This window comes from Mesorhizobium sp. L-2-11, from assembly GCF_016756595.1.
Classification (GTDB): domain Bacteria; phylum Pseudomonadota; class Alphaproteobacteria; order Rhizobiales; family Rhizobiaceae; genus Mesorhizobium.
In genome coordinates this window covers 4,645,528-4,670,018 of record NZ_AP023257.1, presented here as the reverse complement: position 1 = coordinate 4,670,018, position 24,491 = coordinate 4,645,528, and the positions used below count along the sequence as shown (strand labels likewise).

Genomic DNA, 24,491 nt, shown 5'->3' with positions numbered 1-24,491 from the left:
GGAAGCCGACGAAACGTTTTAAAGCGCCGCTCTGACGCCTTTGTGACGTGCAATCAGCCGTTGTCTTCGCCGCCTTCGAACTCCGCATTGGGATCGAAGAAGTTGTCCGGGCGCGCATTGTCGTTGATGTCGTCGCCATAGATGGCTTCGGCCGTGGTCAGCGTCTCACCCTTGGCCTGGCGCTCGGCTTCGTCGGCGGTGCGGGCGATGTTGAGCGTGATGGTGACCTCGACTTCCGGATGCAGTGCGATCGCCACATTGGTCAGGCCGATGGTCTTGATCGGCTGGTTGAGCAGGATCTGGTTGCGGTTGACCGAGAAACCTTCCGCCGTCAGCAACTCGGCGATGTCGCGGGTCGACACCGAGCCGTAGAGCTGGCCGGTTTCGCCGGCCGAACGCACGGCAATGAAGCTCTTGCCGTCCAGCTTTTCCGAAATCTGCATCGCCTCGGACTTGCGCTCGAGGTTGCGGGCTTCGAGCTGGGCGCGCTGGCCTTCGAATTTCTTCTTGTTGGCTTCGTTGGCGCGCAGCGCCTTGCCCTGCGGCAGCAGGAAGTTGCGGGCGAATCCATCCTTGACCTTGACGGTATCGCCCATCTGGCCGAGGCGGGAAACGCGTTCGAGAAGAATGACTTCCATGGTATTGTTCCTTCGTTTGGGCGCCAAATCACTGGCATGGACGCCGAATTTGTCTGGAACAGGTCAGGAAGCTGAGGGCGTCGCCGCCGGTGTCGCTGTCCTGCCTGTCGCGGCAGTTAGAGGTCTTCACCTCAACCCGGGATTTTCAATGCATGTCGCCCAAAAGTGGTCCCGGTTTTGGGACAACGACATGCATCAAATCAAAGTTCAACCCTGCGGCGCCCGTCGCCGTGGGAAAAGCGGGCGGCGAACCGCCCGCTGGCTAGACCATGATCCCGAAAAGTGGAAACCGGTTTTCGGACAAGATCATGGTCAACTAATCAGTGTTGGCCATGATCCCGAAAAGTGGAAACCGGTTTTCGGACAAGATCATGGTCAACTAATCAGTGTTGGCCATGATCCCGAAAAGTGGAAACCGGTTTTCGGACAAGATCATGGTCAACTAATCGGTGTTAGCGAACCACGTAGGGCAGCAGGCCGAGGAAGCGGGCGCGCTTGATTGCCTTGGCGAGTTCGCGCTGCTTCTTCTGGCTGACGGCGGTGATGCGCGACGGCACGATCTTGCCGCGCTCGGAAATATAGCGCTGCAGAAGACGTACGTCCTTGTAATCGATCTTGGGCGCGTTGGCGCCGGAGAACGGGCAGGTCTTGCGGCGGCGATGAAACGGGCGCCGGGTCGGGATCTGGTTGATGTCGACCATTATTGTGCACCCCCTTCAACGCCTTCGCGCGGGCGGCGCGGGCCACGGTCTGCCCCATCGCCACCGAAGCTGCGCGGCGGGCGATCGCCACGGTCGCCGCGATCCCGGTCGCCGAACGAGCGCGGGCCACGGTCACGGTCGCCGAAGCCGCCGCGTTCCGAGCGCTCTTCGCGCTTCTGCATCATTGCCGACGGGCCTTCCTCATGCGCATCGACCTTGATGGTGAGGAAACGCAGCACATCCTCGGACAGGCCCATCTGGCGCTCCATCTCGTTGAGCGCGGCCGGCGGGCAGGTGATGTCCATCAGCGTGTAGTATGCCTTCCGGTTCTTGTTGACCCGGTAGGTGAGGGACTTCAGTCCCCAGTTCTCGACCCGGCCGACGGACCCGCCATTCGCTGAGATGACGCCCTTGTACTGTTCGACAAGCGCATCGACCTGCTGCTGCGAGAGGTCCTGCCGGGCAAGAAACACATGTTCGTAAAGAGCCATATTGTTCTTTGCCTTTCTTCGTTTCTCTCCCGGTCCCGGCGGCAAAAGCCTCTGCAACTTCTCTGACCCGGCGATCTCTGGCGGCGCGGGGAAGAAAGGAGCATGACGAGACGGTCGAGAGCGGAGACACGGGAGGCGGAAGCGCTTCTGGCCCCACACGAAGGTTTCGAAAAACCTCCGGCCCTCCGTTCAGCCCCCAGCAAGGACCGGCAGATTGCGGGCGTCTATACAGGAATTTGGCCGCAAGACAAGGGCAAGCCGAAAAACCGCCGCGTAGGACGACATGTCGCGCCACCTTCAGCTTGTATGCGGGACCCGCTTGTTCACCGTTTCAGGGAAGAAATCGGGCGCTGCACGGCGCTTGCCGAACATCATGTCGTATTGCAGCAGGCGGAAATCGCGAATGGCCGGGTCGATTTGCTTCTTGCGCGCCCAGTCGGGTGTGTCCTTGCCCGCGGGCGTCAACAATAGATTGCGGTCGACGACGCTGTAGCGCTCGCGCATCTGGCCGAGGAAGCCGGTGTAATAGGGGTGGCTGATCCCGGCCGTGGTCAGGACGTGGTAGGGCAGAAAGGCTGGACTGACAGTGCCCATGTCCGTGACCGGACCGCTGCGGTTGGACCAAACGATCAGCGGTGTTCGGTGATGCAGCAGCATCTGGTCGGGCGGCTCCTTGCGTGGCGCGACGTTATCCCTGAGGAAGCCGGTCTCGACATAGACCGGACCGAGCGGCGGCAGATGGTCGCCGAAGAAGGCGATGACCGTCGGTCGCCGCCGGTTCTTCGCCCATTCGATGAGGCGCTCGAGACTCTTGTCGGCGTCGGATGCGCCTTCCGTGAAGCTCAGCAGCGAATCCTTTGCCCACTGGCTGGTCGGAGCCTGCACCTTGTGGGTCGGATTGTAATAGCGATTCGGTTCGTAGGGTCCGTGGTTTTGCAGGCTGACGGCGAAGTAGAAGAACGGATCGTCCGTGGCGTCGGCTTCGCGGATGATCTCCTCCGTCATCGCCGCGTCCGATGTTAGCGGCCCGCGCTTTTCGAGATATGGCATGTTTTCTTCGGACTTGAAGTCATCAAAGCCGAAATCAGCATAGACCGGCGTTCGGTTCCAGAACCAGCTTGTGCCCGGATGGATGGCGCGCGTCTCATAGCCCTGGCTCTTCAGGAACGTCGCCATCGACGGCACCGGCGCGCGGACATATTGCTGGTAGGGGATGCTGCCGGCCGGCAGGAAGGCGTTGGAAAAGCCGGTCAGCGCCTCGAACTCGACATTGGCGGTCATGCCGCCGAATTCGGGCGAGAACACGTGGCCGGAGCGCAGCGACCGCACGTTGGGAATCGGATCGGGCGTGATGGTGACGCCGGGCAGTTCGGTCGGATCCCAGAAGGATTCGCTCATGACGATGATGATGTCTGGCTTCTCGGTCGGCACCGATGCCTTCACGTCAGGCCTTTCGATCGCCGCGATCGCCTTGTCGGAGTAGCCGGCAGGCGCGGGGACATGGGCCATCGGCACGTTGAGGGCGAAGGCCAGTGCGAAGCCGTTGGAGGCGTAATTTTCCTTCTGGTCCCACATGATCGGGATGATTTGCAGCCGGTCGCGGGTCCACGAGAACGTCGCGTAATCCATGATCGACACGAAGAAGGCGAGCAGCGGCACGGTCAGCGTCAGCCGGGCCAGGCGCCCCTTGCGACCGAGCGCTGGTACCCGGCGGCGCCACAGCCGCCAGCCATAAACGAGCAGCGAGAGGCTGCCGACGATGCCGACCGCCAGAGCGATGGCGGTTCCCGGACGTTCGCGCACCAGCAGCGGCATCAGCGCCACGATCTGACGTGAATAGAGGAAATCGGTCGGATAGAGCGGATCGCCGAGATAGAGCGATTTCTGGTGGCCGACAAAGGCCAGCGCCAGCGTCAGCGGCGCGACGATCATCAGGCTCTGGTGGCTGCGGCCGAGCACGGCATCGAGGCCGATCAGGATCAGGGCGAAGATGATGATGGTGGTCCAGCCCGGCTTGAAGGGCTGCAGGAAGAAGCCGACGGTGCCGGCAAAATCGCCGCGCACGATCAGTTCGATCGCAAAAACCAGGATGGTGGCGGCGAGCAGGCTGACGAGGCCATAGCGGATAACAGGCCATTTCCGGCCCGGCAGATAGCCGGTGGCCGGATCGCCTTCCAGGAACTGTGGCGCGGATTTGCCAACGCCTTTCTTAATCCTTGCCACCTTTACAATTCCCCCGACCATACACAAAAGTGTCATTGAGCTGTCATCGATATGTCACGAAAAGCTAGCGCCTGTGGCTGAAATAAGAAGAGCCAGCAAACGAATCGTGAGCGGTTTTCATCATGAGTGATCGAAAAAAAGCCTTTTGGAACAGGTACTCGGCCAGCGATATCGAGCCGGAGCGGCCCGGGTCGGGGTGCTAGCGGACTTGACTTGCCCGCCCGCCTTGCGTCACAGGCAGGAAAAATCAGCCGCTTGGGAGCCACGCATGGCCGTCGCATTCACCTTTCCGGGACAGGGCAGCCAGGCTGTCGGCATGGGCAAGGACCTCGCCGACGCCTTTCCGGAATCGCGGCAGATCTTCGAAGAGGTCGACGACGCGCTTGGCGAAAACCTGTCGAAGCTGATCTGGGAAGGGCCGGAAGAGAGGCTGACGCTGACCGCCAATGCCCAGCCGGCGCTGATGGCTGTGTCGCTCGCCGCCATCCGGGCACTGGAATCGCGCGGCCTCTCGCTGAAGGAAAAGGTCGCTTATGTCGCCGGCCATTCGCTCGGCGAATATTCGGCACTTGCCGCCGCCGGTTTCGTTTCGGTCGCCGATGCCGCTCGGCTCTTGCGTATCCGTGGCAATGCCATGCAGGCGGCTGTGCCGGCCGGCGAGGGCGCCATGGCGGCGATCATCGGACTGGAACAGGCCGATGTCGAAGCCGCCTGCGCTGAAGCGGCCAAAGAGTCGATTTGCCAGATCGCCAACGACAATGGCGGTGGCCAGCTGGTGATTTCGGGCACCAGGGCGGCGGTCGAGCTGGCGGCGAAGCTGTGCACGGATAAGGGCGCCAAGCGGGCGTTGTTGCTGCAGGTCTCGGCGCCCTTCCATTCGGCGCTGATGGCACCGGCGGCCGAGGTCATGCGCGATGCGCTGGCCGGCGTGACGAAGAACGCGCCGTTCGTCCCCGTGGTCTCCAACGTGTCGGTCACCCCGTCCAGCGATCCGGATGCAATCGCCCACCGCCTGGTCGAACAGGTGACGGGGCGTGTGCGCTGGCGCGAAACGGTGGAGTGGTTTGGCGCCAACGGCATTGCGACGCTGTACGAGGTGGGCGCCGGCAAGGTGCTGTCGGGACTGGCGCGGCGCATCAACCGCGACATCGCCACTGGCGCGGTCGGCACGCCAGCCGATGTCGAGGCGGCGCTAGCGGCATTGGGGTGAACCGCGTAAGCTTGAATTCACCGACGCTTGGCCACATGAATACAAATATCCCAACGAGGTATGGGCATGGCCACGTCGATCCGCCTTTCCCCTGAAGTCGAGCAGCGCCTGGAGTTTCTCGCGGCCAAGACTGGTCGCAGCAAGGCCTGTTGTCTGCGCGAACTCATCGAATGCGGTTTGGAGGACATTGAGGATTATTATCTCGCAGCCGAGGTTCTGGAGCGGATCAGGCGTGGCGAGGAAACGACCGTGAACGCCGAGGACTTCTGGCGCGGCAACGTTTAGAGGTAGCCGAACTCACCGGCTTGTACGATTGAGAAGAGGATAAGACATGTTCGAATTGACCGGCCGCAAGGCGCTTGTCACAGGCGCATCGGGAGGCATCGGCGAGGCGATCGCCCGAGTGCTGCATGCGCAGGGCGCCGTCGTCGGCCTGCACGGCACCCGTGTCGAGAAGCTGGAGACGCTGGCGATTGAGCTCGGCGATCGGGTCAAGCTGTTCCCGGCGAACCTTTCCAATCGCGACGAGGTCAAGGCGCTTGGCCAGAAGGTCGAGGCCGATCTCGAAGGCGTCGACATTCTCGTCAACAATGCCGGCATCACCAAGGACGGGCTGTTCGTACGCATGGCGGACGCCGACTGGGATTCGGTGCTCGAGGTCAATCTGACCGCGGTGTTCCGGCTGACCCGCGAACTGACCCATCCGATGATGCGGCGCCGGCATGGCCGCATCATCAACATCACCTCTGTGGTTGGCGTCACCGGCAATCCCGGCCAAACCAACTACTGCGCCTCCAAGGCCGGCATGATCGGCTTTTCCAAGTCGCTGGCGCAGGAGATCGCTACGCGCAACATCACCGTCAACTGCGTCGCCCCGGGTTTTATCGAATCGGCGATGACCGACAAGCTCAACGACAAGCAGAAAGAGGCGATCATGGCGGCGATTCCGACACGGCGCATGGGCACCAACGCCGAAGTCGCCTCCGCCGTCGCCTACCTCGCTTCCAACGAAGCCGCCTACGTCACCGGCCAGACCATTCACGTCAATGGCGGCATGGCGATGATTTGACAGTTGCGGGAGAACACCCCTTTTCACCTTGGACCCCGGCTGATTTTCGTGTAATGCGGCCCGCAACCCGGCGGTTCGGGCAAAAACCGGTCCGGTGTCGTTGCGTTTCCGACAGGACCATCTTTCAGCTTGATTAGCGGCATTCTGCCCGCTAACGAAGACAGACAAACAAAAGACGAGGATGCCCAAATGAGTGACACCGCAGAGCGCGTCAAGAAGATCGTTATCGAGCACCTTGGCGTCGATGCCGACAAGGTGACGGAGCAGGCGAGCTTCATCGATGATCTGGGCGCGGACAGTCTCGACACGGTCGAACTCGTCATGGCGTTCGAAGAAGAATTCGGCGTCGAGATCCCGGACGATGCGGCCGAAACCATCCTGACTGTTGGCGACGCGGTGAAGTACATCGACAAGGCTTCGGCCTGACGCTATTTGCAGTCATCACCGAGGAGAACCTGCGATGAGGCGTGTCGTCGTCACGGGCCTTGGGCTGCTTTCGCCGTTCGGCGTCGGCTTCGAGCATGGCTGGAAGGAGCTTCTGACCGGCCGCAGCGCAGCCAAGCGCATCACCGAGTTCGAGGTGGAGGATCTTGCCTGCAAGGTCGCCCACGTCATCCCGCGCGGCAATGGTGAGAATGCCACCTTCAATCCCGAGACCGTTCTCGAGCCGAAGGAACTGCGCAAGATCGGCGACTTCATCCTCTACGGGATCGCGGCCGCCGACGAGGCGCTGAAGGATTCGGGGTGGGCGCCGAAGACGCATGAGGAGCAGTGCGCCACCGGCGTGCTGATCGGCTCCGGCATCGGCGGCATCGAAGGCATCGCCGAGAACGCGATGATCCTGAAGGAGCGCGGTCCGCGCCGCATCAGCCCGTTCTTCATCCCCGGCCAGATCATCAATCTCGTATCAGGCCAGGTTTCGATCCGGCATAAGCTGAAAGGCCCTAACCACGCCGTCGTCACCGCTTGCTCCACTGGCGCGCATGCCATCGGCGATGCCGCCCGGCTGATCATGTGGGGCGATGCCGACGTGATGGTCGCAGGCGGCACGGAAGCGCCGGTGACGCGGCTGTCGATCGCCGGCTTCGCCGCCTGCCGGGCGCTGTCGACCGATCGCAACGACGCTCCGGAAACGGCCTCGCGTCCCTATGACCGCGACCGCGACGGCTTCGTCATGGGCGAGGGCGCCGGCGTCGTCATTCTGGAGGAACTGGAACACGCCAAGGCGCGCGGCGCCAAGATCTATGCCGAGGTCACCGGTTACGGCTTGACCGGCGATGCCTATCACATCACCGCGCCGGCCGAAGATGGCGACGGCGCCTTCCGTTGCATGGTTGCGGCGCTGAACCGGGCCAAGCTGGCGCCCGCAGACGTCGACTACATCAATGCGCACGGCACCTCGACCATGGCCGACACGATCGAGCTCGGCGCCGTCGAGCGGCTGGTCGGCAACGCCGCGTCGAAAATATCGATGTCGTCGACCAAGTCGTCGATAGGCCACCTTCTGGGTGCGGCGGGCGCCGCCGAGGCGATTTTTTCGATCCTCGCCATTCGCGACAGCATCGCGCCGGCCACCATCAATCTCGACAACCCGGAGCGAGAAACGGCGATCGACCTGGTGCCGCACAAGCCGCGCGCCCGCCAAATCGATGTGGCGCTGTCCAATTCCTTCGGCTTCGGCGGCACCAATGCCTCGCTGGTTTTCCAACGCTACAATGGCTGACCGGTCCGCCGACCGGCACGGTGTATACATGCCGTCAATTTTGCCATATTCGCCCCTACTGTGCCCCAAGGGGATTCGTTGCAAGATCAGACGGTAGGGCGCCATGAGCACAAATTCGGCGGACAACGGGCAATTCGGGCATCGATCCGCACCGTCGGGTCCGATCGTGCCGAAAACGGCCAGCGAGGCATTGCGGCCTGAAGCCGGCACGCCGCCGCCCAAGCGCTCGCGCGCCTCGCGCAGCCAGTTCGTCGTGTTCTTGAACTTCGTCATCTCGTTGGTGATGCTGCTGGTTCTGGCGGCTGGCTTTGCATTGTATTTCGGCAAGCAGGAATTCAATGAGCCCGGCCCTTCGGCCAATGCCGACACCTTCCTGGTCAAGCCGAACACCGGCGTCCAGGAGATCGCAGAGCAACTCGAGCGGCGCGGACTGATCAGCGACGCGCGCATCTTCCGGCTTGGCGTGCGCGCTTTCGGCAATGATTCCGCCCTGAAGGCCGGCGAATACGAGATCAAGCCGCGGGCCTCGATGCGCGACATCATGGAGTTGCTGAAGAGCGGCAAGTCGGTGATGTATTCGCTGACCGTCCCCGAGGGGCTGACGGTCGAGCAGGCGCTGCAGCGCATCGCCGATCAGGCAGCGCTCGACGGCGATATGCCGGGGACCATTCCACCCGAGGGCAGCCTTGCTACCGACACGCTGCGTTTCACCCGCGGCGCGACACGCCAGCAGATGGTCGAAAAGCTTTTGGCGGACCAGAAGAAGCTGGTCGAGGAAGTCTGGCAGCGGCGCGCCCCCGATCTGCCCCTGGCCAGTGTCGACGACTTCGTCACCCTGGCTTCGATCGTCGAGAAAGAGACGGGCAAGGGCTACGAACGCTCACGGGTCGCGGCCGTCTTCCTCAACCGGTTGGCCAAGGGCATGCGGCTGCAGTCCGATCCGACCATTATCTACGGTCTGTTCGGCGGCAAGGGCAAACCCGCCGACCGCCCGATCTATCAGTCTGACATCAAGAAGCCGACGCCCTACAACACTTATCTGATCAACGGCTTGCCGCCGACGCCGATCGCCAATCCTGGCCGTGCGGCACTGGAGGCCGTCGCCAATCCGTCGAAGACCGACGACCTGTATTTCGTTGCCGACGGCACCGGCGGTCACGTCTTTGCCGCGACGCTCGCCGAGCACAACGAGAACGTCGCCCGCTACCGGGCGCTGCAGAAGGAACTGGCCGATGAAGCCGCCAAGGCCGGTGCTGCCAAGGCCGACGCCGCCAAGGTGGAAGGTCAGACCGATGCGCCGGTTGACGGCGGCGATGGCGACGCCGGAGCGGCGGCCCAGTAGCGCCGGACGGTTGTGAAGTCGTCCCCGGAACCGCTTCCGGGATCATGCGCAAGGGGGAAGCAAGGGCATCATGAATTTGCAGAGCATGACCGGTTTTGCGCGGGCCGTCGCCGAACATGACGGCACGTCGATCGCCTGGGAGGTCAAGTCGGTCAACGGCAAGAGCGTCGAGGTCAGGCTGCGGCTGCCGCAGGGCCTCGAGCGGCTCGAACCGGCCGTTAGGCAGACGGTGCAAAAGCGCTTTGCGCGCGGCAATTTCCAGGCAACGCTGACCGTCGGCCGCGCAGCCGGCCAGCAGGCGCAGCCTGTGGTCAACGAGGCCTTCCTGAGGGATCTGGCGGGGCTGGCCAAGCGGCTGCAGGAGCAGTTCGGCGCAGCGCCTGCGACAGCCGACGGGCTGCTTTCGCTGCGCGGCGTGCTCGACATCCCCGAAAGCGCCGAAACCGAAGAGGCGCGGGCGGCGCTCGACAGCGCGATACTCTCGACGCTCGAAGTGGCTCTGGGCGGGCTGGAGCAGGCACGCCAGGGCGAGGGCGCCGCCCTTCGCTCGCTGCTGTCCGGTCACGTCGACGCTATCGAGGCGCTGACGCTGCGCGCCGAGGCCGATCCGTCGCGTGAGCCGGCGGTGATCCGCGAACGGATTACCGAGCAGGTGCGGCTGCTGATGGATGCCTCCGCCAATCTCGATGCCAGCCGGTTGCATATGGAAGCGGCGTTCCTGGCCACCAAGGCCGACATCCGCGAGGAGATCGACCGGCTTAAGACGCATGTGGCATCCGGTCGGGTGCTGCTGGCAGGCGGCGGCGCCATCGGCCGCAAGCTCGATTTTCTGGCGCAGGAATTCAACCGCGAATCGAATACGCTGTGTTCGAAGTCGAACGCCGCTGCGATCACCGCCATAGGGCTGGAGTTGAAGGCGGTCGTCGATCAATTTCGCGAACAGGTCCAGAATCTGGAGTAACCCTGATGGTCGCCAAGGAGCCTATGGTTGCCAGGGATTTGGGTTCCCGCATTCGCCGCCGGGGTTTGATGCTCGTGCTGTCGTCGCCGTCAGGCGCCGGCAAGTCGACGATCGCGCGCAATCTTCTGGAGAGCGATTCCAGTCTCGAACTGTCGGTCTCCGTCACCACGCGGCCGCGCCGCGGCAGCGAGATCGAAGGCGTCCACTATCATTTCCGCACCATGCGTGAGTTCGAGCGGCTGCGCGATTCAGACGAACTGCTCGAATGGGCCGAAGTGCATGGCAATTGCTATGCCACGCCGCGTGAGCCGGCCGAACTGGCGCTGGCACAGGGCCGCGACATGTTGTTCGACATCGACTGGCAGGGCGCCCAGCAGCTTAAGGAGAAGATGCGCGCCGACATCGTCTCGATCTTCATCCTGCCGCCCTCGATGAAAGAGTTGAAGGCGCGGCTGAAGCGCCGCGCCGAGGACCAGGAATCGGTGATCGAGACGCGTCTGAAGAACGCTCGCAACGAAATCGAGCACTGGAAGGAATATGATTTCGTCATCATCAACGACGATCTCGACCGTGCCTTCGCCGAGGTACGCGGCATAGTCATTGCCGAGCGGCTCAGACGCGACCGCCGGCCCGGTCTGTTCGATTTCGTTTCGGGGCTGCTCGACGAGAAGACGGATTGATGCCTTTTTCCTTCTCCCCGTTCACCGGGAGAAGGTGGCCCGAAGGGCCGGATGAGGGGCTCTCCACTCCTTCGTTGGTTCGCGCTGCCCCTCTCTGCCTGCCCGGCATCTTCTCCGCGTAAACGGGGAGAAGAGAGCTAAACCGCGTTGGTCAGTCGCACGAATTCCTCGACGCTCAAGGTCTCCGCCCGCCGCGTCGGATCGATGCCGGCGCGGGTGAGCAGGGCTTCGCCGCCGAGGCTCTTGACGCTCTGCCGCAGCATTTTGCGGCGCTGGCCGAAGGCCGCTTCGGTAACGCGGCCGAGCTTCTTGACCTCGGCAGGCAGCGGATTTGCCCGCGGCACCAGATGCACCACAGACGACATCACCTTGGGCGGCGGCGTGAAGGCTTGCGGCGGTACGTCGAAAGCGATTCTTGCCTCCGTCCGCCAGCCTGCCAGCACGCCCAGCCGGCCATAGGCATCGCTGCCGGGGCGGGCGACGATGCGCTCGGCCACCTCACGCTGGAACATAAGCGTCATCGATGCGTAAAAGGGCGGCCACTCGGCGACGGTCAGCCAGCGTATCAAAAGTTCGGTGCCGATATTGTAGGGCAGGTTGGCGACGATCCTCACAGGCGCATTGCTCCCAGATGCGCCTTCGGCAAGCGCTGCAAAATCCGTCTTCAACGCGTCGCCGGCAATGATTTCCAAACGGCCCGGATAGTGATCTGACACCTCGGCGAGCGCTGCCAGGCAGCGCTCGTCGCGCTCGATGGCGATCACCCGAGCCGTGCCTTGGGACAGCAGCGCCCGAGTGAGGCCACCTGGACCCGGACCGACCTCGATTACCGTGGCGCCCGTGAGGTCGCCGGCAGTACGCGCGACCTTGCCGGTAAGGTTGAGGTCGAGCAGGAAATTCTGGCCGAGCGCCTTTTTCGCCTGCAACCCATGGCGTTCGATCACCGCGCGTAACGGCGGCAGCCCGTCGGTGCTCATGCGACCGCTCTCATGCAAAACCTCATGCGGCGGCAGCCTTTGCCCCGATGTCAGCAAGCCTGCGGGCGAGCCTGAGCGCCGCGATCAGGCTGTCGGTTCGGGCTATGCCCTTGCCGGCGATATCGAAAGCGGTGCCGTGATCTGGTGAAGTGCGGATGAAGGGTAGGCCGAGCGTAACGTTGACCGCCTCGTCGAACGCCAGCGCCTTAGCCGGGATCAGCGCCTGATCGTGATACATGCACAGCGCCACATCATAGCTGGCTCGGGCGCGGGCATGGAACAGCGTGTCGGCCGGCAGCGGCCCGAAAGCGTCGATGCCCTCTGCCCTCAGCCTTTCGATCGCCGGGCGGATGATGCGCTCGTCCTCGGCGCCCATCGCGCCGCCTTCACCGGCATGCGGATTGAGGCCGGCAACGGCAAGCCGCGGCTTGGCAACGCCGAAGCGATATTCGAGGTCGGCGGCGGTGATGCGGGCGGTCGCGACGATCAAATCCGTCGTCAACGCTTCCGGCACCTCGCGCAGCGCAATGTGGATGGTGACCGGAACCGTGCGCAACTCGGGACCGGCAAGCATCATCACCGGCATCGCTTGTGCGCCGGTGTGGAGCGTCGCCAGATGCGCCAGATACTCAGTGTGACCGGGAAAACGGAAGCCGGCATCGTAGAGCGGCTTCTTGGCGATCGGGCACGTAACGACCGCCGCCGCGCGACCGCCAAGGCAGTCGTCAACAGCGCGGTCGATGGCCTCGATGATGCCGGCGGCGTTGGCCGGGTCCGGCCGGCCGGGGTCGTCGACGAAGCGGGCGGCAAGCGGCATGACGGGCAGGGCGCGCTCAAAGACGCGCTCCGCCTCGGCTGGCACTGTCTCCGTGATTGGCACATTGGCGCCGAGCAGGCGCGCCCGTGCGGCAATCAGCGCCGGATCGGCTATAAGATAGAAGGGCGGCACACCGGCGCTGTCGCGCGCCTGCCAGGCGGCAATGGCGATTTCCGGCCCAACGCCGGATGGATCACCGGCGCTCAGCGCCAGCGCTGCCTCTGGCGGCTTCAGCGCTCGACGATGCGGGCTTTCTTCCGCAACTCCTCGACATATTTCGTGGAGAGCGCGTCGGCGTCCTTGCCACTCGAGCCTTCGCTCTGGAACACCATCTGGGCGGCCTTGTCGTCGGACACTTCGCGCGACGAGCAGATTCCGATGAACTCGACACCGCGGTCTGTTTCGCGCGTGGGGGTGGCGCCGCCGACCTTGGTGGCCTTGATCTGGTCGGCCCAGTCAGGCGGCAATTGCGGCGCCAGTATCCGGCCGAGATCGCGAACGGTGACGTCGATCAGGCCCTTGGCGAATTGGCGCGAGGTGTCGCAGCCGTTGAAGCGGGCGCGCATGGCGTCGGCCTCGCGCTTGCGCTTGGACAGCGTCGCGCTGCGCTCGGCCGCCGGCACGACGAAAATGACCTGCTGCAGCATGTACTCCATGGCGGTCGGCTTGTTGCCGCCATTGTCGAGCATGCGCCTGACCACGTCCTGCTCGCTCAACGCGCCGCCGCTCTCTGAGCGATGGCGCGCGGTCAGCGCCTGGTTCCAGGCCATCTGGGAGCGGATGAACTCCTTGAAATGCTCCTTGCCGACGCCGGACTGCGCCATGACGCCATCGAGTTGCTTGAGCTGCATCTTGTTGTTCGTGGCAAAGCGCTGATAGGCGGCGTCGACCTGGGCGTCGCTGATGCGGATGCCGAGACGCTTGGCTTCGGCGACGCGCAGCGTCTGCTCGATCATTTCCTCGGCGGCATTGCCCTTCTTGCGCTGCAGGCGCAGGAAGGCAGCCCGATGCTGGATGTCGCCGGTGGTGATCGGCACGTTGTTGACGACGTATTTGATCTGGCTGGCGAAAGCCGGCGGCGTCATCATGGTGATCGAGGCTGAGGTCGCCGCCACCAGCAGTGCGAACCCTGCCGAAAAGAGGTATTTCCTCATCGAAAGCATCCCAATCCTATCTCGGTTCCGGCCCAATTTATCGCAGTTTTTAAGGGAACTGAAATCCGTGCCTGCCCTATGCGGCGAAACGATGTCGTTAGTTGCGACGTGCGTCCACTTTGACGCACGAAGTACGCTCAAACGCTGTGAATTTATTTCGGGCCGTGCGTTGGCCGGCGGCCCGTTCCGATATTGGCCAGTCGTCTGCTACTGGACAGTGTTGAAGGAGCTTTGTGTCGAGCCGAAATCGCCGAGCGTGCGAAACGACAGGTTGAAACCGATATTCTGTGACACTTCCTTGGTGCTCAGGTCGCGGGATTCCGAGAATGTCATCAAATAGGTGAAGCATGAATCGCTATAGGCAAAGCCAACCCCGTCCTTGACCAGCACGCTTTGCTCGAGATCGTAGGTCCCGGTACCGAAGATGCGCCAGTTCTCGGCAAGTTGCGCCGAGGCGCCGAGCGTGACCTCGTGTCGATCGGTCGTAAAGCCATAGAGCGGCTGCGCCTGGATGAAGGCGTATTTGGCGCTGAAAGAAATCGGCAGGCCGGAATAGGCTGCCTTCACCTCGGCGCGGCGAATCTCGAAGCTCTGCTCGTCGAAACGGCCGCTGACCGAGCCGGAAAGCCCGCTGGGGCTGTTGAAGCCGACCAAGCCGACATAATCGGAGGTCTCGGTCTCCAAGCCCGAATCGGCGCCGACATTGACCAGGTCCGGCGCATCGAAGGAGTTCTGGCCGTCAAGCTGGTAGGATTGGCCGAACAGCGCGTTGGTGCTCCAGCCATTGTCGTAGGCGCCGGAATAGCGCAGCCCGACATTGGCGCGCGTGCCGCCTTCCAAGCGGTCGTAACCGGAGAACTTGTCGCGCTCGAACAACGTCGTGGCATCAAAGACGAAGCTCTGCGCGTCCTCGTTGGGAACAGCGAGACCGCCGACATATTGCTCGTTCGGACGCATGAAGACCTGGGCCATCGGCTCGAAGATGTGACTGGAACTGGTCGACGAGAACAGCACCGGCCAGCGCATTTCCAGCCCGGCGGTCGCCATGAAGCGGGCGAGCGACGATCGCGTATCGTCGTCGACGCCGAGGTTGGACGCCATCTGATTGATGGCATTGAGCGATCCCGAAGAGGCGTTGACATAGCCGGCGTCGCCGCGCAGCGCCAGCAGGGGCGTCAGCAGCAGCCCGCCATCGGTGGTGAAGGTGCGCTTCCATTCCGCTTCGGCGGTGAGACGGCCCGACTGGCCCTCGATGCCGCGTACACTGGTGACGGACGCAGCGTTGTTCGGATCGGCAAGGGTCCTGTCCAGCCTGTCGCGGCTGATGGCCTGCGCGTTGACATTGAGCGACAACTGCCCGCCGCCCACCGCCATGTCGGGGATGTAGGCGTAATCGAGCGAGGGCAGCACCCAGGGCTGCTTGCCGGCGCGCGCGGTCGGATCGTCAGGGAGTGTCTCTTCCTGGACCTCAAAGCGCATGGCGCGCACGTCGAAATAGTTGCGGCCGTTGAGGCCGGTCAGGTAGATCGAGGAGCGATGCACGCTGTCGCCGAAGTCTTCGATGGCGTAGGTGCGCGAGAAGTTCTTGTCGGTCTGCAACAGGACATCCCAGCCGAAGTCCCAGCGCGGATTGATAGCGAACTGGCCCTTGGTGCCCATCATGCCGCGGAACTCGTTCGGGTCGCCGGCCGCACCCGAATCGACATTGCGCCCGTCGCCGTCGATGAACTCGTCGGGATCCTCTTGCCGGATGCCGGCGATCTTCAGGCTGTACTGGCCGTTGTTGAAGCGCTGGCGCCACTCGGCTTCGCCGAGAAAGCCCTGCTTGGTATAGCCGCTGCCGGTGACGGTGAGGTCGTAGGTTGGTGAGAGCGCGAAATAATAGGGGACTTTGACGCCGAGGCCGAGGTCGCTCTTGTAAGCGATGCCGGGGATCAGGAAGCCGCTCTTGCGCTTGACGGTCGGGTCGGCAATTTCGAAGGCCGGCAGATAGGCGATCGGAAAGCCGAAGAACTCGAAATTCGAATTCTCGAAGCGAACCGTCTTCTTTTCGCCGTTCCAGATGATCTTTCTGGCCTTGATGCGCCAGGTCGGCGCTTTGTCCGGCTGGTCCTCGCACGGCTCGCAGGCCGTGTAGACGCCGTTGTGGAACGTCGTCAGCACGCCGCCCATGCGTTCCGCGCTTTCGGCGGCGAAATAGGCCTTGTCGACGGTTTCGACACGCAGCGCGTTGACGAAGCCGTCGGCGAAATCGTCGGTGATGTCGACATGCTGCGAATAGATCTTGGTGCCGTCGCTGTTGATGACCTCGACATTGCCGCTGGCGACGAGCCGCTTGGTGTTGCGATTGTATTCCACCCGCTGGGCGACGAGGCGGTTGCCGCCATAATCGATCTGCACGCCGCCGACGGCCGTTACGGTCTGGTTGTCATTGTCATAGACCAGCGTATCTGCCGCCAGCAGCATTTGCGAACCGGCGGGAACGTCGGCTGCCATGCTGCTGATATCCTGGGCAAAAGCCGGGATACTCGGAACGATGCAAGCGAGCAGGCACGCCAAGGCGCTCGCCCCATAGAGGCGCGCCGAATCGGCCTGCCTATGGCTGCGCAAAACCGCCCCCCTCACTAGCCGTCTTCCTTGTACAGCAAGAAAGTCACCCCGAAGAACATAGCCACGACAACCGGAACCCATGCAGCGACGACTGTGGGTACGAATCCCGCCACGCCGAATGCCTTGACCAGCACTGTCACGACATAAAGCAGAAACCCGGCCAGGACGCCACCCAGAATCATCGTCGCGGATTGTCCCATCCTCGCAAATCGCATCGACACCGTTGCGGCGATCAAAGTCATGGCGACGAGAAGGAACGGCAGCGCTACCAGTGAATCAAACTGCATGGCAAAGGCATTTGCCTTGAGGCCGAAGGAGCGGGCAACCTCGATCTTGCCGGGCAGATCGTAGAACGGGATGGTTTCCGGGCGCGCCAGACGCTCTTGCACGAACTCGGGCTTGAGATCGGTCGGTATGCGGTCGGTTGCCACCGATTGGATGTTGCCATCCCGGAACACCTTGACGTCCTGCAGTTCCCAGTAGCCATCCCGCAAATAGGCGTGCGCCGCGTCCTTGCGTTCGACGATGTCGCCTTGCGGGTTGAGGACGAAGAAGGCGGCGTCGGCCATCTCCAGGCCTTGATTGAGGATGGCGCGCGCGCCGATGATGGTATCGCCGGAACTGGTTTTCTGCCGGATCCAGGGCTCGGCGTCAGCCGAGACGGTGTTCGACTTGCCGGAGCGGAGCTGGGTTTCGATTTTCTCGGACCAGGAAAACGCATACGCGGCGATCGGATTGATGATGCCGACCGACAACACCCCGAACAGCAGCGCCCCGATGCAGCACGGCAGCAGGAATTGCCATGCGGAGACGCCGGCGGAACGTGCGATGACCAGTTCATACCTGCGATTGAGCGAGACCAGCGTCGCCATTGCCGAGAACAGGCCGACGAACGGCACCGTCTGCAGCATGATCATCGGCATTCGCAACCCTGAAATGGCAAACGCCGTGCCGTAGGTAAAACCCGGCAAGCCGGTCGTGCGGCCGGAAAGCTCGGTGAAGTCGATCAGGAACACAAGCGCCAGGAGGCCGATGAACAACCAGATGGTGATCGTCACGTAGCGGAAGAAGAAGTATCTGCCCAGAGTCCAGCCCATTAGTGTGTCCAGCCCATCAGCCGGCCCCTTGGCCAGAAGCGCCGCGCCTGGCGAAGCGGAGCTTCAGGGCGCTCCAGCCCTCACCGAAGCGGCCGGCGAAATTCGTCATCCAGTCGGCCCAGGCGACCGGCAGCTCCATGGTCCGGTTGGAGACGATGAACCATGTCGCGACTGCGGACGCCACGATAGGAACGCCGTAGACCATATAGGCGTATTGCGGAATGTTGTCGGCCTTGCCAGCGGCAAAGAAACCGAGCCAGCGCACGAAAAGAGCAATCGCGATAGACGTGATCAGCGGATGAATGCGCGCCTCGCGATGGGAGCGCGCGTCTCCCGCGACCGCAAGCGCGATCAGCGCGAAAACGAGTGAATAGGACCATTCGGAGAAACGCTGGTGGACCTCGGCCAGGTACTTGTTCGGCCTTTTCTGGAACATCTTGTCGTTCGGACTGGGATTGAGCAGGTACTGTGTCGTCCGGTCCTTCGGCAAGAGCAATACCTCTGATGAGGCCGACATGAAGGCCGACAGGTCGAAGGCATAGGAGGTGAACCGGATGACCGAAAGATCGCCGGCCAGCGTTTCGCGGTGGATGACGCCGTCGTTCATCATCAGCACCCTCTCGTCGCCGCTTTCAATGATGGCGCCGCTCTTGGCGTAGTAGATGAGGTTGACGCCTTCTTCGCGTGAATCGGCGACAAAAATGCCGCCAAGGCGGTTGTCCGGAAGCCGCTCGCCGATCTGCAGGAACAGGCCGTCGTCGATCTTGCGGAAGGTGCCTTCCTGGATGACGAGCGACAGAAGATCGGCGCGCGACGACGCCACCAGCTCGCGGTTTTTCTGTCGTGCATAGGGGTCGACGCCGTTGTCGACGGCGAACGAAAAAACGCTGGCCGCCAGCGCCAGGAGCATGATCGGCCTGACGATGGTCCAGCGCGAAGCGCCTGCGGCGTTCAAGACGGCAAGCTCAGAATCGGAATTCATCGCGCTCAGTGTCTGCGCGACCGCGACCACCAGGGCGAAGGGCACGACGATAGGGACGATCGACGGAATGATCAGAGCAGCGACCTCGAAGAAGGTCAGCGCCGACTGCCCGCTGTCGGTCACGAGATCGATGCGGGCGAGCACCTGCGTCGTCCACACGATCGCCAGCGTCCAGATGAGCGCTGCGAGGAAGACCGCCAACGCACGACGCATGATGTAGCGTTCAACGACCTTCATGAAGGCTTTTCTCGATTTTGCCGAACGGCATCATGCCTCCAGACAAGGTAGTCGCCCGGAGACGCCTGCACAACCGGTCCGTTGGGTGTTCGATCTGGTTCCCGTCCCACATCGTTATTTCCGGTGGCCGGAGTGTCGGCGGCATTGGATAAGAAAGGGCGAACATCAATGGTTAACAACAGGTTGCGGCAGTAAGCGGGGCCGTGCCGCGACGAATCGCCATTGATTCCATCTGACATATGGGATCGGATTCCGGCAAAGTCTTGCCAAATGCCGGAAAACGACCAAATGTCGCGCCGGTCACGGTCCTGGCCGCCGTAGCTGCGACGGGAACCCAAAATTGCCGGCCTGTGGTTTACCGGCATGCGGCCAAGCATTCGCGGTTGCTTCGCCAAACGCACGATTTCAGGCCAACGCTATCGCGCAGCAGATCGTCAGATAGCGGCGATGATTGAAAATTGGGGTGGTGCTTCCGGTCGGAAACAGCCAAATATCTGGTTTCGCCAGGCACTCTTCCAAAAAAACCAACGCCGTTCCCGAAAGCAGGACATGATGACTTCGAGACCTTCGATCGCCTTCGCCAAATTCGCAGCGCCCAAGAAGGGCAGTGTTTTCGTCCTGGCGGCCAACGATGGCGGTCTCGGCGACACGGCAAAGGCTTGCGATCCGGCAAAGACCCTGGAGCGGGCGTTTCCGGTGGCCGACTTTTCCGGCAAGTTCGCCGGCCTGGTCGAAGTGCTGGCGCCGGAGGGCACATCGCTCGACCGGCTGGTGGCGGTCGGCGCCGGCAAGGTCTCGGCGCTCGACGACTATGCCTGGCTCAAGCTTGGCGGCACGATCGCTGCATCCTTGCGCAAGGCGACGGAGGTGGCGGTCGTGCTCGATCTGCCGGGTGCTGACGTCGGCGGCAGGCAAGCGGCACAGCTTGCTGCGGGCATTCTTCTGCGCAGCTATGCTTTCGACAAGTACAAGACGAAAAAGGACAATGGCGACGGCCAGCGCGACGGTAACAAGGCCGAGCCGAAAAAGCCCGTTAAGGTGATCATCCATACCGCCGATCCGGCGGCGGCGAAAAAGGCCTTCTCCGACGAGGTGGCGGTGATCGACGGGGTGCTCCTGGCGCGCGATCTGGTCAACGAACCGGCCAATATACTGGGGCCGGTGGAATTCGCCGCCCGCGTCAACGAACTGGAGGCGCTCGGCGTCGCGGTCGAGATCCTGGTCGAGAAGGAGATGAAGAAGCTCGGCATGGGTGCGCTGCTCGGCGTCGCACAAGGCTCGCCGCGTGGGGCGCGCCTGGCCGTCATGCGATGGAACGGCGGCAAGGCCAAGGACAGCCCGATTGCTTTCGTCGGCAAAGGCGTCACTTTCGACACCGGCGGCAATTCGATAAAGACGGCCTCCGGCATGGAGGACATGAAGGGCGACATGGGCGGCGCGGCCGCGGTGACCGGGCTGATGTACGCGCTCGCCGCGCGCAAGGCCAAGGCCAATGTCGTCGGTGTCATCGGGCTGGTGGAAAATGCCGTCGACGGCCATGCGCAGCGCCCCGGCGACATCGTCACTTCGATGTCGGGCCAGACCATCGAGGTGCTCAACACCGACGCCGAGGGCCGCCTCGTCCTGGCCGATGCGCTGTGGTACTGCAATGATCGCTTCCAGCCGAGATTCATGGTCAATCTGGCGACGCTGACCGGCGCCACCATGGTCGCGCTCGGCCAGCACTATGCCGGGCTGTTCTCCAACAATGACGAATTGGCGAATCGGCTGACGAGCGCCGGGCAGGCGACGCAGGAACGAGTGTGGCGGATGCCGCTCGGCACCGAATACGACAAGCTGATCGATTCGAAAAATGCCGACATGAAGAATATCGGCGGCCGCTATGGCGGCGCCATCATCGCGGCGCAGTTCCTGCAGCGCTTCGTCAGGGATGCACCCTGGGCGCATCTCGACATCGCCGGCACCGCGATGGGCGCGCCGTCCAGCGAGATCAACCAGTCATGGGCGTCCGGCTTCGGCGTCAGGCTGCTCGACCGGTTGGTTCGCGACAACTACGAGGAGTGAGGCCTTTCAAGGCGCGATCATGGCCGACGTCCTGTTCTACCACTTGACCGAATCGACTCTGGAAGATGCGTTGCCCGGCCTGCTCGAGCGCAGTGTCGATCGCGGTTGGCGCGCCGTGGTGCAGACCGGCTCCGAGGAACGGCGCGACGCGCTGGACCAGCATCTTTGGACCTTCAGGGACGATTCCTTCCTGGCGCATGCGACGGACCGCGAATCCTTTCTGGCCGAGCAGCCGATCCTTTTGACCACCGGCCATGACAATGCGAACGAGGCGCAGATACGCTTCCTGGTTGACGGCGCGGTGCCACCGAAGCTTACCGGTTATGAGCGCGCCGTGTTCCTGTTCGACGGCCACGATGCGGCTCAGGTCGAGGCGGCGCGCGCGCATTGGAAGACGATGAAGGAAGCCGGCCACGCAGTCACCTATTGGCAGCAGACGCCAGACCGGCGCTGGGAACGAAAGGCGTAGTAACGCCTGCCTCTTTGGCTAACCCGGGACTGCCGCTGAGCAATCGGGTCACGGCGCTGTTCGTTGAGACGCGCTACAACTCAAGTCGTTCAGCCAAGTCAATGAAGTCGCAGGCCACCAGGTCCCACGCTTGATCAGGGTGCAGATCCGTCGTCTGCGTTACCCCGTGCTCGGTCGGACGCAGGACAAAGGCAGTTCGCAATCCGCATGCCCGAGCCGCTGCAAGGTCGCCATTGTGGGCGGCCACAAGACAGATCTCATTCGGCTTCATTGCCAGCACGTCAGCAGTGCGAAGATAGGCTTCCGGCGTAGGCTTGTAGGCTTGCACGACTTCGGCGCCGAGGATCGCATCCCAGGGGATACGACTACGCTTCGCCATGTTGAGCATGAGGACGATGTTGCCGTTCGAGAGCGGCGCGATGATATAGCGGGCCTTCAGCCGTGTGAGGCCGGCCACCGCGTCCGGCCATGGCTCCAATCGGTGCCATGCCAGGTTCAGTTCGTCCAGTTCGGACGCTGGCACCGAAGCAGGGTCGATCCCGAATTCTGGCAAAACAGCTGCCAGATTCTCCCGATGCAGCACGTCGAGCCGTGTAAAAGGCCGCCGGCCGCTGCGCACCTCCTCCATCGCTGGGGAGTAACGGCTGCGCCACGCATCCGCGAAAGCGGTAGGAATAGTGGATCCTGCTCCATGCCACTTCAGGAACGGCTCAGCTTCGCGCGCCACGCCGCTGCGCCAATCGACGACAGTGCCGAACACGTCGAATACCAACGCACGTACGCCATCCAATGCCATCCCAATCGGCTCCTTGATCCCACACTAAATGACCGCATTGGGTGGGGCGAGCGCCCCTTGCGGCTGTCCCAACAATCGCCCGCGAAACACGCATTTTTGCGAGGAAAATTTGCGAGAGGCAAACCATTGACCGGATGGACAGGGTGAAACTATCGCGAAGCTCAGGATATGTGCGAAAGACGCCCTTTGCGGCAACATTCGAGGTTCCGCGATGGGTGTGAGCCGATATGCACACTGAGACACTGCCCAGGCCACTTGACGAAAGGCGCGCGGCGCGCAAATCTGCTAAGATGTCAGACCAATTTCGGGCATAGGTACCTATGCGAACACGCGGCGAACTGCCCGGGGCACCTGCCACGCGTGTGGCAATCGCCACGCTCCCGCCGTTGGACCGCGGCAAACAGGTTATGGAAGCGCTGGCTGACTATGTCGAGCGCGCTGCCCTGAAGAGTGGTGACCGGCTTCCGACCGAACGCGAATTGATGGCCGCGCTTTCCGTGGGGCGTTCGACCATTCGCGAGGCGATCGGGCGTTTCGAAGCGCTCGGCGTCACCGAGACCCGCAAAGGCAGCGGCACCTATCTGCTCAAGCCGATATCCGCCGGCACGATCCATTTGCCGCTGTCGCTCAATACTGCACAGCTGCGCGACCGTCTCTTGCACACACTCGAGGTGCGCCGCGGCATCGAGGCCGAGGCAAGCATGGTTGCGGCGCGGCGGCGGACGGTCGACGATCTGCGGAGGATCGAGGAGAAACTCATCGAGATGGAGCGCGTCCATCTCGCCACCGGCACGTCGGGGCCGGAAGACCTGGCCTTTCACCTGGCGGTCTACGATGCCACGCACAATCCGCTTTTCCGGCAGCTCCTGGGGCAGATGCGCGAAGCGTTCGAGCGCTTCTGGGACCATCCTTTCGACCGGCAGGATTTCGCGCGGCGATCGTTCCCGTATCACCGTGAGCTGTTCGATGCCATCGTCGCCGGGGACGCGGAGCTGGCGCGCGGAAAAACGCTGCAGATCCTCGAGATCGTGGAAGAGGATATCGAGGAAATGTCGAAATGAACGGTTCCGATTTTTTCGACCAGGCCTCGCTGATCGCCGCCCATGACGAGGGCAACGCCTTCGATGCCGTCGTCCCGCCGATCGTGCAGACCTCGCTCTTCACCTTCCCGAATTATGACGAGATGCTCGAGACATACCGCGGCGAAAAAGTGCGGCCGACCTACACGCGCGGGCTGAACCCGACCGTGCGCATGTTCGAGGAAATGCTGGCAAAGCTGGAGGGCGCCGAGGACGCGATCGGTTTTGCAAGCGGCATGTCCGCCATCTCATCGGCAGTGCTGAGCTTCGTCGAACCGGGCGACCGCATTGTCGCGGTCAGGCATATCTACCCAGACGCGTTCAGACTGTTCGGGACATTGCTAGCCCGCATGCGCATCGAGGTGACCTATGTCGACGGGCGCGACGAGGCGGCCGTCGCGAGCGCCCTGCCTGGCGCCAGGTTGTTCTATATGGAAAGCCCGACCAGTTGGGTCATGGAAACGCATGACATCGGTGCGCTCGCTACGCTGGCAAAGTCCCGCGGCATCCCGACCATCATCGATAACAGCTGGGCAAGCCCGGTCTTTCAGCGGCCGCTGTCGCTCGGTGTCGACGTTGTGGTCCACTCCGCATCCAAGTACCTGGGCGGCCACAGCGATGTGGTCGCCGGCGTGGTCGCGGGCTCGAAGGAATTGATCGGCCGCATCCGCGGCGAAGCCTATCCCTATCTCGGCGGCAAGCTGTCGCCATTCGATGCCTGGCTCTTGATTCGCGGCTTGCGCACGCTGCCGATCCGGATGCGCGCGCATCAGGTCTCCGGCCTCGAAATCGCACGGCGCCTGCGGGATCATCCAATCGTCGAGAGGGTCTGCCATCCAGGATTGGCCAACCTGCTTCCCGCGGGGCTCACCGGCACGTCGGGCCTGTTCTCGTTTGTGTTCCGCGACGGCATCGACATCCGCACGTTTGCCGACCGCCTCAAGCTGTTCAAGCTGGGCGTGTCGTGGGGCGGCCACGAAAGCCTCATCGTGCCCGGCGAGGTCGTGCTGCAGCAGAAGGCCCAACCGAATTCCGCGATGGCGTTCGGCGTCCATCCGCGGTCCGTGCGTCTCCATGTCGGCCTCGAGGGAACCGAGGCGCTGTGGAGTGACCTGGAAGCGGCGATCGACGCTGCTTCCGAAGAAAAGACCTGAAGCAACCAGACAAGAAG

The 24,491-nt window shown here is 62.8% G+C and carries 24 protein-coding genes; 12 read left to right on the top strand and 12 right to left on the bottom strand.

The genetic code is table 11. The features are described from left to right. Positions 1-53: 53 nt before the first annotated feature. The 4 genes from rplI to JG739_RS22445 form a co-directional block, all read right to left on the bottom strand. Entirely contained in the window at positions 54-638 is a 585-nt protein-coding gene (gene rplI, locus JG739_RS22460) for a 50S ribosomal protein L9 (RefSeq protein ID WP_027152677.1), read from the bottom strand. Positions 639-1,090: 452 nt separating this feature from the next. Further along, entirely contained in the window at positions 1,091-1,339 is a 249-nt protein-coding gene (gene rpsR / locus JG739_RS22455; RefSeq protein ID WP_006203718.1) for a 30S ribosomal protein S18, read from the bottom strand. Continuing rightward, positions 1,339-1,830, bottom strand: coding sequence for a 30S ribosomal protein S6 (rpsF, locus tag JG739_RS22450; RefSeq protein WP_202363429.1), 492 nt, complete (start codon positions 1,828-1,830; stop codon positions 1,339-1,341). Before rpsF ends, rpsR begins: the two co-directional genes overlap by 1 nt. Positions 1,831-2,127: 297 nt before the next feature. Continuing rightward, positions 2,128-4,053 (bottom strand): LTA synthase family protein, encoded by a 1,926-nt coding sequence (locus JG739_RS22445; RefSeq protein ID WP_446720512.1) that lies wholly within the window; start codon positions 4,051-4,053, stop codon positions 2,128-2,130. A 268-nt stretch (positions 4,054-4,321) separates the two neighbouring features. Here JG739_RS22445 and fabD point away from each other — a divergent pair, with 268 nt between their 5' ends. From fabD to gmk, 8 genes are all read left to right on the top strand, one after another. Beyond that, entirely contained in the window at positions 4,322-5,263 is a 942-nt protein-coding gene (gene fabD / locus JG739_RS22440) for an ACP S-malonyltransferase (RefSeq protein WP_202363427.1), read from the top strand. Between the two features lie 66 nt (positions 5,264-5,329). Next, positions 5,330-5,548, top strand: a complete 219-nt coding sequence (gene relB, locus JG739_RS22435; protein WP_202363426.1) for a type II toxin-antitoxin system RelB family antitoxin — start codon at positions 5,330-5,332, stop codon at positions 5,546-5,548. A 46-nt stretch (positions 5,549-5,594) separates the two neighbouring features. Beyond that, entirely contained in the window at positions 5,595-6,332 is a 738-nt protein-coding gene (gene fabG / locus JG739_RS22430; protein ID WP_202363425.1) for a 3-oxoacyl-[acyl-carrier-protein] reductase, read from the top strand. A 189-nt stretch (positions 6,333-6,521) separates the two neighbouring features. Continuing rightward, the gene (locus tag JG739_RS22425) at positions 6,522-6,758 is read left to right on the top strand and encodes an acyl carrier protein (protein WP_006203723.1); all 237 of its coding nucleotides are present in this window, start codon (positions 6,522-6,524) and stop codon (positions 6,756-6,758) included. A 34-nt stretch (positions 6,759-6,792) separates the two neighbouring features. After that, a complete protein-coding gene (gene fabF, locus JG739_RS22420; RefSeq protein ID WP_202363424.1) occupies positions 6,793-8,055 on the top strand; it encodes a beta-ketoacyl-ACP synthase II in 1,263 nt (420 codons plus the stop codon). A 103-nt stretch (positions 8,056-8,158) separates the two neighbouring features. After that, the gene (mltG, locus tag JG739_RS22415) at positions 8,159-9,397 is read left to right on the top strand and encodes an endolytic transglycosylase MltG (RefSeq protein WP_202363423.1); all 1,239 of its coding nucleotides are present in this window, start codon (positions 8,159-8,161) and stop codon (positions 9,395-9,397) included. Positions 9,398-9,467: 70 nt separating this feature from the next. Beyond that, a complete protein-coding gene (locus tag JG739_RS22410) occupies positions 9,468-10,358 on the top strand; it encodes a YicC/YloC family endoribonuclease (RefSeq protein WP_202363422.1) in 891 nt (296 codons plus the stop codon). Positions 10,359-10,363: 5 nt separating this feature from the next. Then, on the top strand, positions 10,364-11,038 hold the full coding sequence (gene gmk / locus JG739_RS22405) for a guanylate kinase (protein ID WP_027152668.1): 675 nt from the start codon (positions 10,364-10,366) through the stop codon (positions 11,036-11,038). 137 nt (positions 11,039-11,175) lie between these two features. Here gmk and rsmA read toward each other — a convergent pair whose 3' ends face one another. The 7 genes from rsmA to JG739_RS22370 all read right to left on the bottom strand — a co-directional run bounded on the left by rsmA (position 11,176) and on the right by JG739_RS22370 (position 19,289). After that, positions 11,176-12,015, bottom strand: coding sequence for a 16S rRNA (adenine(1518)-N(6)/adenine(1519)-N(6))-dimethyltransferase RsmA (rsmA, locus tag JG739_RS22400; RefSeq protein WP_202363421.1), 840 nt, complete (start codon positions 12,013-12,015; stop codon positions 11,176-11,178). Positions 12,016-12,037: 22 nt separating this feature from the next. Beyond that, positions 12,038-13,066, bottom strand: a complete 1,029-nt coding sequence (gene pdxA / locus JG739_RS22395; RefSeq protein ID WP_202367584.1) for a 4-hydroxythreonine-4-phosphate dehydrogenase PdxA — start codon at positions 13,064-13,066, stop codon at positions 12,038-12,040. Then, complete coding sequence (locus tag JG739_RS22390; protein WP_202363420.1) at positions 13,063-13,995, bottom strand: peptidylprolyl isomerase; 933 nt, start codon at positions 13,993-13,995, stop codon at positions 13,063-13,065. Before JG739_RS22390 ends, pdxA begins: the two co-directional genes overlap by 4 nt. 198 nt (positions 13,996-14,193) lie before the next feature. Next, positions 14,194-16,611 (bottom strand): LPS-assembly protein LptD, encoded by a 2,418-nt coding sequence (locus JG739_RS22385; RefSeq protein ID WP_202363419.1) that lies wholly within the window; start codon positions 16,609-16,611, stop codon positions 14,194-14,196. Beyond that, on the bottom strand, positions 16,611-17,693 hold the full coding sequence (gene lptG / locus JG739_RS22380; RefSeq protein ID WP_202363418.1) for an LPS export ABC transporter permease LptG: 1,083 nt from the start codon (positions 17,691-17,693) through the stop codon (positions 16,611-16,613). Before lptG ends, JG739_RS22385 begins: the two co-directional genes overlap by 1 nt. Before the next feature lie 16 nt (positions 17,694-17,709). Beyond that, the gene (gene lptF / locus JG739_RS22375) at positions 17,710-18,912 is read right to left on the bottom strand and encodes an LPS export ABC transporter permease LptF (protein WP_202363417.1); all 1,203 of its coding nucleotides are present in this window, start codon (positions 18,910-18,912) and stop codon (positions 17,710-17,712) included. Continuing rightward, the gene (locus JG739_RS22370; protein ID WP_202363416.1) at positions 18,909-19,289 is read right to left on the bottom strand and encodes a hypothetical protein; all 381 of its coding nucleotides are present in this window, start codon (positions 19,287-19,289) and stop codon (positions 18,909-18,911) included. Before JG739_RS22370 ends, lptF begins: the two co-directional genes overlap by 4 nt. A gap of 175 nt (positions 19,290-19,464) precedes the next feature. Between JG739_RS22370 and JG739_RS22365 the strand changes: the two genes are divergently transcribed. Beyond that, the gene (locus JG739_RS22365) at positions 19,465-20,976 is read left to right on the top strand and encodes a leucyl aminopeptidase (RefSeq protein ID WP_202367583.1); all 1,512 of its coding nucleotides are present in this window, start codon (positions 19,465-19,467) and stop codon (positions 20,974-20,976) included. Positions 20,977-20,995: 19 nt separating this feature from the next. Further along, a complete protein-coding gene (locus JG739_RS22360) occupies positions 20,996-21,445 on the top strand; it encodes a DNA polymerase III subunit chi (RefSeq protein ID WP_202363415.1) in 450 nt (149 codons plus the stop codon). A 73-nt stretch (positions 21,446-21,518) separates the two neighbouring features. Here the strand turns inward: JG739_RS22360 and JG739_RS22355 are convergent, their stop codons facing one another. Then, positions 21,519-22,241: a haloacid dehalogenase type II gene (locus JG739_RS22355; RefSeq protein WP_202363414.1), complete on the bottom strand. Its 723-nt coding sequence runs from the start codon at positions 22,239-22,241 to the stop codon at positions 21,519-21,521. 320 nt (positions 22,242-22,561) lie between these two features. Between JG739_RS22355 and JG739_RS22350 the strand changes: the two genes are divergently transcribed. Continuing rightward, entirely contained in the window at positions 22,562-23,302 is a 741-nt protein-coding gene (locus tag JG739_RS22350; RefSeq protein WP_202363413.1) for a FadR/GntR family transcriptional regulator, read from the top strand. Then, positions 23,299-24,474, top strand: coding sequence for a PLP-dependent transferase (locus tag JG739_RS22345; RefSeq protein WP_202363412.1), 1,176 nt, complete (start codon positions 23,299-23,301; stop codon positions 24,472-24,474). Before JG739_RS22350 ends, JG739_RS22345 begins: the two co-directional genes overlap by 4 nt. Positions 24,475-24,491: the final 17 nt, after the last annotated feature.

What these genes read in the sequence shown, in the direction of transcription:
- rplI (WP_027152677.1), bottom strand. Translation starts at nt 638, where the DNA reads ATGGAAGTCATTCTTCTCGAACGCGTTTCCCGCCTCGGCCAGATGGGC.
- rpsR (WP_006203718.1), bottom strand. Translation starts at nt 1,339, where the DNA reads ATGGTCGACATCAACCAGATCCCGACCCGGCGCCCGTTTCATCGCCGC.
- rpsF (WP_202363429.1), bottom strand. Translation starts at nt 1,830, where the DNA reads ATGGCTCTTTACGAACATGTGTTTCTTGCCCGGCAGGACCTCTCGCAG.
- fabD (WP_202363427.1), top strand. Translation starts at nt 4,322, where the DNA reads ATGGCCGTCGCATTCACCTTTCCGGGACAGGGCAGCCAGGCTGTCGGC.
- relB (WP_202363426.1), top strand. Translation starts at nt 5,330, where the DNA reads ATGGCCACGTCGATCCGCCTTTCCCCTGAAGTCGAGCAGCGCCTGGAG.
- fabG (WP_202363425.1), top strand. Translation starts at nt 5,595, where the DNA reads ATGTTCGAATTGACCGGCCGCAAGGCGCTTGTCACAGGCGCATCGGGA.
- JG739_RS22425 (WP_006203723.1), top strand. Translation starts at nt 6,522, where the DNA reads ATGAGTGACACCGCAGAGCGCGTCAAGAAGATCGTTATCGAGCACCTT.
- fabF (WP_202363424.1), top strand. Translation starts at nt 6,793, where the DNA reads ATGAGGCGTGTCGTCGTCACGGGCCTTGGGCTGCTTTCGCCGTTCGGC.
- mltG (WP_202363423.1), top strand. Translation starts at nt 8,159, where the DNA reads ATGAGCACAAATTCGGCGGACAACGGGCAATTCGGGCATCGATCCGCA.
- JG739_RS22410 (WP_202363422.1), top strand. Translation starts at nt 9,468, where the DNA reads ATGAATTTGCAGAGCATGACCGGTTTTGCGCGGGCCGTCGCCGAACAT.
- gmk (WP_027152668.1), top strand. Translation starts at nt 10,364, where the DNA reads ATGGTCGCCAAGGAGCCTATGGTTGCCAGGGATTTGGGTTCCCGCATT.
- rsmA (WP_202363421.1), bottom strand. Translation starts at nt 12,015, where the DNA reads ATGAGCACCGACGGGCTGCCGCCGTTACGCGCGGTGATCGAACGCCAT.
- JG739_RS22390 (WP_202363420.1), bottom strand. Translation starts at nt 13,995, where the DNA reads ATGCTTTCGATGAGGAAATACCTCTTTTCGGCAGGGTTCGCACTGCTG.
- lptG (WP_202363418.1), bottom strand. Translation starts at nt 17,693, where the DNA reads ATGGGCTGGACTCTGGGCAGATACTTCTTCTTCCGCTACGTGACGATC.
- lptF (WP_202363417.1), bottom strand. Translation starts at nt 18,912, where the DNA reads ATGAAGGTCGTTGAACGCTACATCATGCGTCGTGCGTTGGCGGTCTTC.
- JG739_RS22370 (WP_202363416.1), bottom strand. Translation starts at nt 19,289, where the DNA reads ATGCTTGGCCGCATGCCGGTAAACCACAGGCCGGCAATTTTGGGTTCC.
- JG739_RS22365 (WP_202367583.1), top strand. Translation starts at nt 19,465, where the DNA reads ATGACTTCGAGACCTTCGATCGCCTTCGCCAAATTCGCAGCGCCCAAG.
- JG739_RS22360 (WP_202363415.1), top strand. Translation starts at nt 20,996, where the DNA reads ATGGCCGACGTCCTGTTCTACCACTTGACCGAATCGACTCTGGAAGAT.
- JG739_RS22355 (WP_202363414.1), bottom strand. Translation starts at nt 22,241, where the DNA reads ATGGCATTGGATGGCGTACGTGCGTTGGTATTCGACGTGTTCGGCACT.
- JG739_RS22350 (WP_202363413.1), top strand. Translation starts at nt 22,562, where the DNA reads ATGCGAACACGCGGCGAACTGCCCGGGGCACCTGCCACGCGTGTGGCA.
- JG739_RS22345 (WP_202363412.1), top strand. Translation starts at nt 23,299, where the DNA reads ATGAACGGTTCCGATTTTTTCGACCAGGCCTCGCTGATCGCCGCCCAT.